General features: G+C 56.2%; 10 protein-coding genes and 1 pseudogene. 7 read left to right on the top strand and 4 right to left on the bottom strand.

What is annotated here, in order from left to right; genetic code table 11:
* Nucleotides 1-92: 92 nt before the first annotated feature.
* Both ACFQAU_RS21475 and ACFQAU_RS21470 read left to right on the top strand, forming a co-directional pair.
* Nucleotides 93-458 (top strand): helix-turn-helix domain-containing protein, encoded by a 366-nt coding sequence (locus ACFQAU_RS21475; RefSeq protein WP_386285254.1) that lies wholly within the window; start codon nt 93-95, stop codon nt 456-458.
* A complete protein-coding gene (locus ACFQAU_RS21470) occupies nt 458-1,708 on the top strand; it encodes a type II toxin-antitoxin system HipA family toxin (protein ID WP_386285250.1) in 1,251 nt (416 codons plus the stop codon). The genes ACFQAU_RS21475 and ACFQAU_RS21470 overlap by 1 nt, the downstream gene beginning before the upstream one ends.
* 151 nt (nt 1,709-1,859) lie before the next feature.
* Here ACFQAU_RS21470 and ACFQAU_RS21465 read toward each other — a convergent pair.
* A pseudogene (locus ACFQAU_RS21465) lies at nt 1,860-3,259 on the bottom strand (IS1182 family transposase).
* A gap of 144 nt (nt 3,260-3,403) precedes the next feature.
* Here ACFQAU_RS21465 and ACFQAU_RS21460 point away from each other — a divergent pair.
* Nucleotides 3,404-4,417, top strand: a complete 1,014-nt coding sequence (locus ACFQAU_RS21460) for an IS110 family RNA-guided transposase (protein ID WP_132446909.1) — start codon at nt 3,404-3,406, stop codon at nt 4,415-4,417.
* Nucleotides 4,418-4,867: 450 nt separating this feature from the next.
* On the opposite strand, the gene ACFQAU_RS21455 is transcribed toward ACFQAU_RS21460, so the two are convergent.
* On the bottom strand, nt 4,868-5,071 hold the full coding sequence (locus ACFQAU_RS21455) for a hypothetical protein (RefSeq protein ID WP_132446907.1): 204 nt from the start codon (nt 5,069-5,071) through the stop codon (nt 4,868-4,870).
* Between the two features lie 414 nt (nt 5,072-5,485).
* Nucleotides 5,486-6,724, bottom strand: a complete 1,239-nt coding sequence (locus tag ACFQAU_RS21450; protein WP_132446905.1) for a hypothetical protein — start codon at nt 6,722-6,724, stop codon at nt 5,486-5,488.
* 1,062 nt (nt 6,725-7,786) lie between these two features.
* Between ACFQAU_RS21450 and ACFQAU_RS21445 the strand changes: the two genes are divergently transcribed.
* Nucleotides 7,787-8,077: a MerR family transcriptional regulator gene (locus tag ACFQAU_RS21445; RefSeq protein WP_132446903.1), complete on the top strand. Its 291-nt coding sequence runs from the start codon at nt 7,787-7,789 to the stop codon at nt 8,075-8,077.
* Between the two features lie 216 nt (nt 8,078-8,293).
* Here the strand turns inward: ACFQAU_RS21445 and ACFQAU_RS21440 are convergent, their stop codons facing one another.
* Nucleotides 8,294-8,779, bottom strand: a complete 486-nt coding sequence (locus ACFQAU_RS21440; RefSeq protein ID WP_132446901.1) for a hypothetical protein — start codon at nt 8,777-8,779, stop codon at nt 8,294-8,296.
* Between the two features lie 1,562 nt (nt 8,780-10,341).
* Between ACFQAU_RS21440 and ACFQAU_RS21435 the strand changes: the two genes are divergently transcribed.
* The 3 genes from ACFQAU_RS21435 (at nt 10,342) to ACFQAU_RS21425 (ending at nt 14,317) form a co-directional block, all read left to right on the top strand.
* On the top strand, nt 10,342-10,857 hold the full coding sequence (locus tag ACFQAU_RS21435; RefSeq protein ID WP_386285242.1) for a hypothetical protein: 516 nt from the start codon (nt 10,342-10,344) through the stop codon (nt 10,855-10,857).
* Between the two features lie 338 nt (nt 10,858-11,195).
* Complete coding sequence (locus tag ACFQAU_RS21430) at nt 11,196-12,752, top strand: hypothetical protein (RefSeq protein WP_386285237.1); 1,557 nt, start codon at nt 11,196-11,198, stop codon at nt 12,750-12,752.
* 8 nt (nt 12,753-12,760) lie between these two features.
* Nucleotides 12,761-14,317, top strand: a complete 1,557-nt coding sequence (locus ACFQAU_RS21425; RefSeq protein ID WP_386285234.1) for a hypothetical protein — start codon at nt 12,761-12,763, stop codon at nt 14,315-14,317.
* Nucleotides 14,318-14,370: the final 53 nt, after the last annotated feature.

Genomic DNA, 14,370 nt, shown 5'->3' with positions numbered 1-14,370 from the left:
TCGGCCCGCTCCAACCTTGCTAGTTGAAGTTCATCGGTTAATTGGTCATATATGACCAGTAATTATATTTTAAAAGCCACATAAGACCAGCAATGTCGAATCTTCGTGCCCAGAGGGCTTTGGTAAACCTTGGCCGTAACATCAAACAGGCGCGCCTCGCGCGGCGTCTTGCCATGCTCGATCTCGCCGAACGCGCAAGCGTGTCAGAAAAGACGATCCAGCGTCTGGAGCGGGGCGATTCTGGTGTGGGTATCGGGAAACTGGCCGGGGTGCTTGCGGCGCTCGGGCAGCCCGATGCACTCGCGGAGATCCTGCGAATAGAAGAGGATGCTGTGGGCCTGTCCCTCGCAGTCGACGCGATTCCCAAGCGGGGGATATCATATGTAAAGCGCGGCGACGCGCGAGCTCCGGATAGCCGCCATGAGGCCGACGACGATGATGAAGGAGTAGGCTTCTGATGGCCTTGGGCACTTCGGAGCAGAAGGTCACCCATGTCTGCCTTGGAAGCGCACTCTTGCCAGTTGGTAAGCTGCGGTTCACCCAAGGGTCGCGCCGTCATCATTCCGAATTTCAATATTTCGAAAGCTGGCTTAACGATGCGCGTGCCTTTGCGATCGAACCTCACCTACCGCTCGGATTAACGCCATCCTATGTGTTTAAGGCATCCACAGGCGATCAGCGCGATAGCCTGCCTTCCGTCCTTCAGGATGCGACACCTGATGCATGGGGGCGTCTGTTGATGGCGCGCGTTCACGGTGCCGATCTCAGCGAATTCGACACGCTTACTCTGTTGGATGATGCCACGCGTCAGGGTGCACTCCGGTTCACTGAAGGAGACGGCGGGATCATTAGTGGACATCGCACACCGGTGTCGAACCTCAACCAGCTTGACGCACTGCGGGACATTGCGGTCAGGGTCGAGCAGCGATGCGAGATGTCGAGCGAGGATCTGCGCCTGATCGCAGGCGCCGGCGGCTCGATTGGCGGCGCACGACCGAAGGCAACTGTGCAGGATGGTGACGCGCTCTGGATTGCTAAGTTCTCGTCTCTGGGAGACCAGAGCCCTGTAGAGCGCATTGAGGTCGCGACGCTCCAGTTGGCGCGGGAATGCGGTCTGCGTGCGCCAGACGCGCGACTGGTGCTGGAAAACTCTGACCATCCAGTGGCCCTGATCAAGCGCTTCGATCGGCGGGCGGGCAGGCGTGTCCCTTACTTTTCAGCGCGCACAGCTCTTAATCGATCCGGAGCGGAGCAAGGCTCCTATACAGAGATCGCAGAGGCGATCCGGATGATCAGTAAGGCTACGCGGGCAAATCTGCATGAGCTTTGGGCGCGAATGGCCTTCAACGTCCTTGTCACCAATACGGATGATCACCTGAAGAACCACGGCTTCATCTATGCCGACAACGGCCTTTGGCGGCTCTCTCCGCTCTTCGATGTGAACCCACAAGCGGGCGGCCATCGCTATCTCGAGACGGCGATCATAGAAGGAGGGCCATTTAAGGCGTCACTCGAACTCGCGGTGGCCGCTGCGGAGTTCTTCGATCTGACGGAGAACCAGGCGCGCAAGCGGGCGCGAGAAATGGCCTCACTCATCGCCAACCGGTGGAGACCACTCATGCGGCAATTTGGTATTGGTGGAGAAGATCTGAAATCTCTCTCAGACGCCTTTGAACACAGCGAGGCGGAGAAGGCTCTTAGCCTTTGATCAACAGCCGTCGACCTCTCGGCGGTTACGCCACGGTTGAGCGTTTCTGAGCCTCGAAGCGCTACGTCCGCTTTGAGCCGATTCTGTGGAAAAACAGCGTGTTGCTTTCGCAGAAAGCTGCGCTTTGAAGAGCGCGCGAGCGTCTTTCCTATCAGGCTTTGCGCGTTTGCTGCGGTGCAGGAAAAATCTTAGCAAGTTTGCGGAGGTTTTGGGCGGTGGCGGCGAGGAGGAATTCGTCATTTGCACCGCATGGGCCGCGTAATCGCAGTCGTCCCAGCCCGAGAATGCGTTTGAGGTGGGCAAAGAGCATTTCGACCTTTTTTCTGAGCTTCATCGCAATCTGATATTCTTCAGTTTTGGCCAAATCTCTGGCAACCTGACGCGCGTCTTCGTGCTCCTCGCGGGTGATCTTGCGCGCCTCAGCGTTGGGGCAGCATTTTTGCTTGGACGGGCAGACCTGGCAGACTTCTTTCAAGGCGCGATAGCGCGCGGTGCCCTTGCCCGTCGGCCCCCGGCTTGGATCAGAGTAATTCCGGCGGAACTGTTTGAGCGCGTGGCCCTCGGGGCAGATGTATTGGTCGTTCAGCGCATCCCAGTCAAAATCTGTGCGTGTCCAGGTCCCATCGGGGCGTCCGGCCTTGTCGATCACAGGGATGTAAGGATCGATCTTGCGTTCCACGAGCCAGCCGAGCATGGGGCCTGAACCATACGCTGTGTCGGCGATCATCCAGTCGGGGACCAGGCCGAACTTGGCTTTCACCCGTGTAAGCATGGTCTGGGTCGATCCAACCTCGGCTTGTCGGATCGAACGGGTGCCTTCAACGTCCAATATGACACCGTGATCCGTGTCTATCAGGTAGTTATCGGAATAGCTGAAGAATGCCGGACCCTTACGCGCCGCCGTCCATTGGCTGGCGGGATCAGAATGCGAGGTGAACTTGGGCTGCACCTCGCTGGCCGCGCCAAATGCAGCCTTATCCAGCGTGTCGAGATACTCGCGCACGGCGCGGGGCGCATCAGCCGGATCAATGTGCGTTGCGTCCCAGTCTTCCTTCGGCGTGGAGTTCTGCTTGTTCGCATCGGCTTCGATCAGGCTGGCGTCAATCGCCATTCGCTGGCCGCTGACCAGACCTTCGGCGATGCAGCGCGCGACAGTCGTCTCAAACAGGTGGCGCAGCAGTTCGCTGTCGCGAAAACGCCCATGCCGGTTCTTGGAAAACGTCGAGTGATCCGGGACCCGGTCGCTCAGATCGAGGCGGCAGAACCAGCGATACGCGAGGTTCAGATGCACCTCTTCGCAAAGCCGTCGCTCAGAGCGAATGCCGAAGCAATAGCCGACCAGCAATATCCGACCAGCAACATCCGGATCAGCAGCTCGGGATCGACCGACGGGCGGCCGGTATGGCTGTAGAAATCCGCTAGGTGGGCGCGGATGCTGCTCAGGTCAACGAACCGATCAATGGATCGAAGCAGGTGACCTTGGGGAACATGATCCTCCAGCGAGAACTCGTAGAACAGCGCCGGTTGCGCCTCCTGTCGTGGTCCCATCATCGCCAATACTCCCCCGAATAAAGGAATTGAATCAGCAGTTCAGGCCGCGATCAAGGAAGAGTTTTTCAACACGGCGTAATCATCATCCCATCTCTTGAAACCGCGGTAAGGTTAGGATCTTACGTCATTTTGAGGAGCTGAAAGATGGAATATTTTGCAGGATTGGATGTCTCGATGGAAGAGACACACATATGCGTTTTGGATCGCGAAGGCGTTTTGATCCGGGAAGGAAAGACTGCCACGTCCCCAAAGGCAATCAGCGATTTCCTCGCCGTTGGGCCGGAGTGCAAAGGGGTTGTATTTGAGACTGGCAGGATGGCCCCGATGCTCTATCACGGCCTTGTTGAACTCGGCATTTCTGTTCAGTGCATTGAGAGCAGGCAGGCATATCAGGCTTTAAAGTCCTTGGCAGGGCACAAGACAGATCGCAATGACGCACGTGGCTTGGCACATCTGGCGCGGACCGGGTTCTATAAACCGACCCATGTCAAATCGCTGTCTGCGCATGCCGTCCGCTCGCTCATTCCCGCACGCAAAAAGCTGGTTGGGCAGCGTGTCACTATCGACAATCAAATCCGCGGGTTGGTTGTCGTATTTGGGGTGCGCCTACCACGTGCTTTGTCGCCAGCATTCAAAGACGCAGCCTTGGCCGTGAGTGACGGTGTGCCCGGCCTCCATGCCGCACTTTGTGGGTTGTTTGCAGCACGCGAAGCCATTCTGGCGGCCGTTGCTGCGATTGATGGTGATATCAAGAAGATGACCCGTAAATCCAAAGTCTGTCAGCGCCTGATGACAGTACCTGGCGTCGGTCCGATCACGGCATTGGCCTTTGCCGCAGCAATTGATGCTCCGCATCGATTTAAGAAATCACGCGATGTGGGGGCCTATCTCGGGTTGGTGCCACAACGACATCAATCTGGCGAGATCGACTACACTGGGAGCATCTCGAAACGAGGTGATGTCAAAATTCGGACGCTCCTTTACGAGGCAGCAAATGTCATGCTGACCAGATATGCCGCGCCGCTCAAGCTGAAATCATGGGCGCTGGCAATCGCTGCCCGGTCTACGATGCGAAAGGCGCGCGTTGCTTTGGCCAGACGTCTCGCAGTCATTCTTCATGCCATCATGCGAGACCAAACCAACTTCAAAGCGGCCTGAAATTGCTAAGTTCAAAGCGAGGATTCCAAACACCGGTTCCCAGCGGGAACGATGCCCGAGGGAGGGCGTAGGACACGGCGTGTATTCTGTAGCAGCGGCCTCGGCCAAATTGCGGTTTCAACCTTGCCGACCTACCTCCAGCCAACCCCATCCTGAGCCCTGGAGCTCGAAGAGAACAAAGGCAACCTCAGACATCGACAGCAATTGGAAAAGCGCATTGACAGATTAGAGAACAAAATACGCCCCTTCGAGCGGGTGACCTTCGTGATCGCAGCGCAAATGGAGCGCCAGCAGCGAACGGCAGGAAGGTCCAGCCAAGCCGACCTTCAAGCTTGTTTGGACATAGCGTCATGTCCACAAGAAAGCTGGCCACGAGCTGCACCACGAAATGCGAAGGGCTGGCGCAAGTTGGCGCAGTGATGAATTGACAATCCTTGTGCCGGTGATCCTTCAGATATTGTCAATAACGACCTCGCTTGGCATTTCGCCCTGCCACGCATCGCAGAGCGCATTGAACTCGGCACCTTCCTCTTCATCGTCACAACACCTCAGGGCAAGCACTTCGGGCAGCGCCATGCCAGTGCGATGTGCAGTTTCTTCGGGATTATGACCAGCATCGCGCAAGTCCAGCTCGTCACGCTCGGTCGTGGTCATCTGCTATGACGTGTACTTCTCCTTACATACGCGCCATTGGCAAGTTAGGCGCTGTCGTCATCTGACGACAGGGACGCAGCGAGTGCCTGAATACGCTTTGCTGGGCCTTTGTAACGCGCCCCTCGGACGAAACCGCCGTTAGCGCGTGCCATATCAGCGTGTGAAACCTGACCAGAGCGAAGTAGTTCTTCATCGCGCGCACGCGCAGCGGCTTTCTCAGCTGCGCGTTCTTGGAATGAAAATCTGGGCACCTTGGGTTTCATGTTGTCTCCCTTACGTAAGCTTATCACATCGATGTCGATTTCATTCGAGGAAACCGCGACACCTGCGGCCAGCCTGCGCCGCACTTGCAGACAGACCGGCGCTCGAATTCGTGCTGGGTAATGCCCTCAGGCACCTCGCCGGGCCTGCGGCTCACTGTATGGCCGCACTCCCAGTATCGGACCTCGATGTGGGTGATGCCGGGTGAGAACAGTTCATCGGTAATAGAGGCCATCTTGAGTTTGCTATCAAATTCTGCGGCGGACCTAAGACCGAGTACACCGTCGTCGTCAAGCCGCCAATATGCGTACTGCAGCGTCGTGTTCCGCAAAACGGGCGCCCCAGAAGTTCAGCGACATGCCGAATCCAAGCTTCCTGAATGGGGTTGGATAGCGGGGGCTGAGCCTTGGATGTAGGAACAAGGTGATCATGTTCGTTAGAATCGAACAAATGGAAGGTTTTAGCTGCTGGCGAAAATGCTGCTGAAGAGGCATGCAATGGCATCCGCCATTTCCTCGCGGCTCCTATGCCAATCTGGTCATCTGCGATTCCCTGTAAAGGACTCGCGACCGGTTCCTCCTTTAAACTAGCTTCATAGAGTTCGACAATTTCTGACATATTGATCGAACCCCCGCCCACTCCGTTAGCGGCAGCGCCGGTTAGGTCGAGGTTCTGGAAACGGCGCAAGAGTTCTGCTCGGTTGCAACCAACTGCGCGCAGAAAGATATTGGATTGTGCGCTCCAATTCACATCAAGCGGCTTGAGCGTCCCGGCGTGGGCGCCGATCCGGCGGATCACCAAGTCCGCCTCGGCTTGAGAGCAGCGTTCAAAATGAGAATGACGGCAGCGAAGCTTATGCCGCTGGCGAGGCACATCGCCACGCTCCCAGATTTGAAGGACGCACGGGACGTCAACCACCCTGCCTGCATGGCTAAACGAGCGCGAGGGGATATCTTGCTGGTACATCAGGTGCATGTTCGAAGCGACCCGGTTTTGCTGGCTCTTTTTCTTAAAGGTCGCAGGCAGAATGAAGGCGACCACATCAGCGAACGCCGCTGCATGGTTGAGGAACTTCATGGCAGCGCCCCCAGAGAAAGGTGGGTTGCCAATGACCAGGCAGCGTCCCGTGAGAATTTCTGGCTGCCAGGTCAGAAAATCGGCGGTCTGGATGTCCGGTGCCTTTGGATCGAGGTCGAGAGCGATACAATTGCTCCCAAGCTGCCTTGAGAAGGCGCCCGTGCCGGCGGAAGGTTCGATGATGGTTTCGAAGGGCTGGTCCGCATAGTAGTCGAGTGCCTGATCGATGCAATCTTGGGCGACCTTGGGGGCCGTGTAGAACTGATCCAGAGCTTTAGCGGTGGTGGGTGAAGTGTCGTTGAACTTAATCTTCATGGTGCATTCCTCGTTTGTGTGACGAGGACGTGCGTTCGACGAAGATTTTCAGAAACGCGGTTTGAAACCCCTTTCTGGGCCGGCGTTAAACACCGAGAGAAATTCGTGAAAACTCCTGTAAGTGTATGTAACTTATAAACTTATCCATATAAATTTTTCGACGGATGCAAAGCGCCGGAATGTCCCGGAACTCTCTAAAGGATACTTTTCTTTTTAGAAATTGGTTCTTGGGAACAGACCAACACCCGTTTTTGGAAGCCCGTTCCGAAGAGCGACAAGCCTTAAGCAGCTCACGCCTGCGCCGCTCAGCCAAAGGCAGTCACGACAAATCCTAAACGGAACATTCTATGACAGAGGAGCTTAATCTCGCGACCGCTGTTGTGCAGCGAGAAACCTTCGATATTCTTCAACTGGGATCACTGCGTTGCTCATACCGGACACGTTCAGGGCAGCCGCCCTGTTTCCGGCCGCTGTTCTGAAGCCTTTAGGCGTCACTTGCCGGAACTGGATGAACAGCGGGCAGTTGCCCTCAGGCTCCGGCATTTTGAGTCTGGGGATGCCGGTTGCAGCTGGATCTTGAGGCTGGAGATAGTGCTGGTTCTCAAAGATTGAGGGTTGATAGCGCGCCCATGTAAAGCTTGCCCGCCCCGATGCGGTTCTCATCTATGAAAATTCTCGGAGCCTATTTTATGGCAGTGAAACAGGGGAGCGGCCCCCATAGGGCCGTGGACCTGCGATCTGATAAAATGTCTCGCGCTGACAAACGGTGCGGCATTGAGGGACCTTCGCCTCGAACCACGGACGGTCAAAACTTAAAATATGAAAATTTTGGCTGCGTGGTCAGGGGAACAATCTTCTGCACATGGAAGATGATAACGACTATAACCTGACCGTTGCAGAGGTTGCCGCGCATTATAGCCTGTCTCCCCGCACGGTCCGTACCTGCCTGAAAAACGGAGCGCTGGAGGGCGTTCGCCTGAGCGGTAGCTGGCGGTGTTGCTGGACCGATGCCTGGGGGGACCTGCGCCGCGCGGAGCGCGTTCCAAACTCTATAAGAGACCGTTGAAGAGCAAAAAGGCACTCGCCACAAAATGGCAGGTCAGCGAACGCACGGTTGAGCGCTGGATCGTAGAGGGGCTCCCAACGCGCAACGTCTTTGGGAGCGTACGAATAGCGCCGGAAGATGCGGTGGACTGGACAGAACAGACGTTTGGCGCCACAAAAAAAGGCACGCTTATGATAGGGCCGCACAGTCAAATGATCGAAACCACGACATGCTGGAACTTCTCGCGACAGGCGCACATTGGCCCCCAAACATTTATTGGCGAAATGTTTGCGGACCTTTTTGCGTAAAGTGGCAAAACCCCGACAACTTGTGCGTTTTCCGCAGTGAAGTAAGAGCAGACTGAGGCCGGGGCCGGCGGCCCCCGACGAACTCTTTTTGCGCGCCTAAATTGGGAGCCGTCAAATCCGAGCTTTCACGGGGTTCTTGTCCTTGTCGATCCGGGTCAGACGGTCGAGTTGCGGCACGCCTCGTCCGCTTGAGCTTGGCGTGCCGCGTTAATCCGATCAAACGTCAGTTTGACTCTTGGCGAGCTTCTCCACCCAAAGCCTGTGATCGGGGCGGCATTCTTCGGAGCAGTCCTCTTGGATGCTGCTCAGCTCTGGCAAGGCTTCTTGGATCTCGTCGGAAACATCAGCCCAGATCTCTCGGCTAAGCTTAATGTCGAGCTCGTAGGCTTCGATCACGCTGTGACGATTTTCCAAGGCGATGCGCCCCGGGCCAGTGAGTTCACCCTGTTCGTCGAAAGGTAGCAGGAAGGAAATGACGTGGTCATCGTCAGCGTCGCTGATTTCGAAAACGCCATACTCTCCAGAACGGGCGGAACGATTGACGCCATGAAAGCTGCCGAACATTTCCCACGCCTCGGAGATCGGTTCATCCCGAAGTAGTTCTGCTAGCCCCTCAACATCATAACCAAAGTTCTCCAAGAGTGGATACATTTCGGCGTTCGCTTCGAAGCGGTCCTCGGCGGTTTGGTCGTGAGTGTTCATTGCGTTTCTTCCTGGGTTGTAAGTTGAGGGCAAACGAGGGTCAGAGGCTGGGAACTGCAGCAGTATGTTGGGTCCCAAGAGGTTTTTTCCTCTCCGTGACGGTTGTTCGATTTTTGTAACAGTTAGACATGAGCTATCCTTGGTGTGGTGAAAGGGCCCGCGCCGCCGTGATGGCAATGCAGGTCTCGTTTGAGGGTGAAGCAATCGGCCGACCGCCTGCATTCCGATTCCAGAATGCGTTACAAAGCAACATGGGTATGAACGCGGAAAGAAAGGCAGCAATCTATCGGCGTGTTCCCAATAGGTTCGCGCAGAGGTCTCCAAGAGCTTTGTGCCAGGATTGGTTTTAGGGTTTTTTACATCTGAGATATCAGTAGACAAAGAGGTGCCAGCACCGCAAAACGGTGTTGAAACAAAGACGCAAACCGGGTAACAAGCCTGTGCTAGAGAACTTGAAAGCCCTTTGAAGCCTCGGTTTCGGAGGGTTTTCTTCTGTCTGTTGCTGCTCCTTTTTCCGTTACACTCTTGCCTCGAAACGACCGAAGAGGTTGTGACCGCAATTCGCGGTTTGTCTCAGGTGCTTCGAAACACACCCTCTGCTTAGACATATTGCTGAAATTTGAAAATGGGTGGATTCAAACCATTTCGCAAACCTCCTATTTGCATTTTTATTCATTTAATATTAATGTGTTACAAAGGGGCATTCTAGAAACTCCCGGCTTCCAAAGCGCCTTGATCACAAAAGTGTTACCAGGAAATTGACAGACAATTCATGTGGCCGCTGACGATCACTGAATCCCACGTTCTCAGCGCGACAGTCTACAGTTGACGGGATGGACAGGCGTTCGCGCTGCATCGGTGCTGTTCGAGCACCACTGTCGGTTTTGACGATCTGCGCACAGCATAGCTCTAGGCCCCTTTAAAGCGTCTGGTCGCATCAGGCTTTTATGGCGCATGTATAAATCGTCGCCGATCTCCAAGCCGAACTGGTTGGACTGGCACGCCATAGCATATTAAGAGGCGCGGTCTGTTCATGCCAGAAGTTCCGGCAGCGACAATTCCGATAGCGTATAAATGAACTCCAAAGCGCCACTGAGAAATCGCTGACCCAGCAGCCAGTAAACTTTATTGAATGCGGTTTTGCTTTAAACAGACTTACTCTCCGGGCATGTGCTTGCGGCTAGGTAGGAGCCGTCGTCACCGACTATACGCAGATCGACGGTGCCGTTAGGCTTACGGGTGAGAATTTCGATATCCGGTTCCACAATGAGGCCTCTGAGCCCTGCGAACGCGTTTGCGATCTGATAGGGAGTTGGATTTGGTGCGGTCATTTCTTTTCCTTTCATTTGTCAGACTAGGAGGTGCGGGGCACCTGAGAAACAACTTGGCGATGTCAAAAAGCTCTTTCGCGTTTCCATGGCGGGGGCTCGGAGATTTTAGCAGAGCCGGGCTTTTCTTGGCGTCCTCTCAAACGCAAAAAGATTAAGAAAAACCGTACAGCCGTTTTGAAACTGCGTTCATTTTCCCTCTGTCCTTTTCACCCCCAAACCGATGGAGTGAAAATGACAGAAAAACTACCCACCCCAATTTCCAATGACGTGCCAGTTTTGCTGGAACGTCCGTTCCTGATCCGGCGCTGGCAGAAAGGGAGCGACGCGTTCTTTTGGCGGCAAGAAAAACTCGGCAAGCTATGCGTTGTGAGCGATGGCACGAAGCGGCGCTACACCTGGGATGCTGTGTTTGCGTTCGAAGGCGGCGCGCCGCCTGAGGGCATGCGCGCGGCGTATCAAAATAACTTACTGACAGAGCATCAAGCGGCCGGGCTTTGCTCTGTAAAGCCGTCGTACATTCTGAGTGCGGCGCGGCGCGGAGACTTGCCCTGCCGGCGCATTGGCAGCGCCTACCGCTTTGTGCCTGCCCAAATCGAGGTGTGGCACAAAGCACGGTTCGTGAACCGTAATGCACGGAAAATAATAGTAAATCCGAGCGATGAACGAGACGGGGGTGAGCTTTATGGCCCAAAGTGTACCCCCGTTTGGTTCATCTTGCTGCAGATGAACGCTCTTAATTTCAAATGAACACTCCCAGAAGGTAATGAACGATGACACGACACACCCCCATCCAGCTCGTCTCTTTGAAAGATGTAGATCTGCTGCTGCCCGCGCTTTACTCAGCAGCCTCTGCGGCGGTCTACAGCGCTGCTCTAAGACGCGTGACAAAGCTTACAGGCAAGCCCCTGTCGCATATCCCTGCCGATGAAAGCGCTTGGTTCTTATTTAGCCGCGGGATCGTCTGGGTTGGCGAGTTTCGCGGCGACACACCTGGCGCGCGGCAAGAAGCTTTTGAAGCTTGGGTCAAGAAGGTTGCCAATGCGATCCGGCGGGCGCAGGCGCATATTGCAACGCCGGTGGTCTCTATGTCTGAGGATGCGGCATGGGCGCGCCTTCAGACCTATGCCGCGGAAGTGGAAAACACCCGAGACCAACACGGCGCTCTTTTGCTGCCAAACATGTTCTCTCTCTCCATTGCCAATTTGCGTGCACGCTGCAGAGAGACCCATCCCGCAGAGCTAAATACGCAGGCAGCAGCGCAAGCGCTGGAACATTGCCGCTCTGACAAAGCAGCCACTTTGCGCCGATCAATCTTAGCCTTCAACAAGCTCATCGGCGAGCGCAACCGGCATCCGGCCATTCAGGATCTGGTGCCCCTCGCACCCATCGGAGACCTGCCGCGCCTGCGAGATCGTCCGCTGGATTGGTCTCAATTCAGCGCCAAATTTATAGCGTCGCGGGACCGGGCCCTCAAAGTGGCGGTCCGCAATGATGCCCGCAAAAAGAAAGATCGCTTTGGCGATAAGCTTGGCGCTGATCCCCTGAATGGGCGTGACCGCACGCGCCGAACGCGCCCCATTCGCAACCCCGAAGCTGCCCGGGCGCGTCATTTGAATGCGTTGAGCTGGCTTGTGCGGCACGCGTTTGAAGACCGTAGGGCGGCCTACCGCATCGACAGCATTGAAGCGCTGGTAACAAGTGAGGCCGTCGAACAGGCGACGATGCGCTATATCGCGCGGGCTGAAGCCTCACCCGTCCTTTTGAACCCGGCGCAGACCTCAAGCGGTGCATCCATCTTGTCCGCACTTGAGACCCTGGCGCGGCGCAATGACTTGGATCAAGACGTTATCTGGGCTTTGGAAGATGCGCGTTTTGATCACGTGGATAGCTATCAGACCCGTGAGATGTCCGCGGAACGCGAAGCCTTCATTAAGCTCGTTGAGCGCAACCCGGCAATTGCCAAGGCCATTGTTTCGGGACCCCGTCTGCTAAAAGCCGAGGCCGAAGCTGCCTTCGCCACCTGGGATGACCTGGGGGCGCATTCAAAGAGCGAGGCGCTGCATCTATCGATGGGTGCTACGATGATGGCTTTGCAATTGGCGCGGTCCGTACGCAGCCGGAACCTTAACGGTATGATCATTGGCGGGCCCGACCCTGAACTCATCCGACCGCTGCGCGAAAGCCGCCCTTGGCTTGATATCCACCGGTCTCGGGTAAAGAACCGCCGTCCCATCGAAGGAGAAATCCCCGAACGGCAATGGCAGGTCATTGTCGCTTGGCTCGATGAAGGTCTGCCGCGCTGGTGTGCAATCAAGGAGATCGACGCTGAGGCGAATATCTTTTTGTTTCCCGGGCCCAATGGTGTGCTGAGTCGTCAGAGCTTCAACCGCATCTGGAACCGCTGTGTGAACCGGATCGGTGTGCCAGGGTTGCGGCCGCATATGATGCGTCATGTCGCGGCGACGCTTTGGCTGGCCGTCAATCCGGGGGACTACGCCACGGTCGCGGCGTTCCTTGGAGACAGCATTGCTACTGTCGAGAAGTTCTATGCCCGCGGGGAAGGTGCTGCGGCTGCCAAACTGTTCGCCGGAGTTATGGAAACCATCGATCCCACGCTTGCGATTTTTCTTAGGAGAACCTGAACATGCCAATGTCAGCCGAAGAACGCGCGGCAAACCTTGCAAAACGCGGACCTCATATTCCTGCCGACGTAGTGACGCGCATGCAAGCGCAACTACGGGCAGGGCAGACCCTTGAACGCGGCATGCCTGCTGCGATTGAGGATTTTTACAATCGGCTGGCCCAGGCCAAGCTACCTCCTGATCTCGTAACTGAAGAGATCTATGCGGCTGTTGCCACATCGCGTAGCCGACTGCGAACGTTGCTGAAGGGTTTGCGTCTTTTTGCGCCCGCCGTGCCGTTAAGCCCGGCGGCGCCGGTCACACAGCGGTGGGACGCTTGGCTCAACGCGCGTTATAATGCCAAACCGGCGCGGCCGAGAGATAGTCGGCGCGTTGGTTTGGCACCGGAGGATTGGCCGAAAGCTTGGGCGGCAGCTGTGCCAAACTTGGGCAGGACTGTCCGGCCGTACGGCAACCGTCTGCCGCGCTTGGCAGCTAAAACACAAGTCGCTGTGATCAGTGCAGTGGGTCTTCTCGCAAAAAGCCGCGAATGGGCGGCAGCACAGGGAGTGGAGATCGCACCCACCCCTTCGGCGGACCTTTTTGAAGCGTTTTTTCGGTATCTGATCACACAGCGCGGGGTCTCCTTCGGAACCGCTGCAGATTATTGCGAACGGCTGCGCATGTTTTTTATGCGCGCGGGTCTTTTTGATGAGGCCAGTCTGGCCGCTTTGGCAAACCTTGCGGGGGCGTTGACGGAAGAAGCGACGGAAAGTGATCCGGGCAAATGGACGAAGCTGCGCGCGTTTCGCAAGCACTTCACCATGAGCGATCTTCTGCATGCTGCAATGGCTGCCGCGCAGGAGGCGGAAAAACTGCCGGGTCACACCACTTCGGCCCAGCGTCTGCGGCAGAAGGCGGTGTCATATGCATTGCTCGTCAACACCGGGGATCGGCAAGGCGATCTGCGGCATTTCGACATCGGTGTGGATTTGATCCGCGATGCGCAGGGTGACTGGCATCACGCAATCCGGACGTCGAAGACCGGCCGCCAAAAAGAGATTGATGCGCTTTGGCCGGGAACCTCAAAACTGATCGACGCCCATATTTTAGGGGATCGGCCTGCCTGGATGATTGAGCGGCGTGTGTCGGAGTTGCAGGGTGCTAATTTGCTGACCCTTGCCGACGCCGTGGTCAATGAGGGGTTCATTAACCTCCGGCTTAAAGACGACTTCAAAATCCACGGGCATCTGGTTCGGACACTTTTGACCGATCTGATGCGACGCGAACGGCCCGGTGCACGGTGGGCAGCCCAACATATGCTGGGGCATGAAGACCGCTATATGCAGGAAACCTACCGCAGCGACTTTGCCGAAAGTGGTGCGATCCAAGCGATGGACCGCTGTATCGCGAAGCTGGAAGGGGGTGATCTCGGCGTGAGCCGGGCGGGGCTTCTTTGCTGCCTTTGCCCCGCTCAAGTCCGACGCCGTTACGGCCAATTCAACTGGGAGGGGCAGGGCGCTCTTGATAACCCGCCCCTCCTTCTGTTCGCGGAAAAACTTTTTTCATCAAAATGCACGATTTGATTATCGGCCTCAGAAAAAGGTTCCCAGTTCATTTTTAGGCACTGCACGTGCCG

This window comes from Sulfitobacter profundi (assembly GCF_042661425.1).
GTDB classification, from domain to species: domain Bacteria; phylum Pseudomonadota; class Alphaproteobacteria; order Rhodobacterales; family Rhodobacteraceae; genus Sulfitobacter; species Sulfitobacter profundi.
This window is presented reverse-complemented; position numbering and strand designations above follow the sequence as displayed.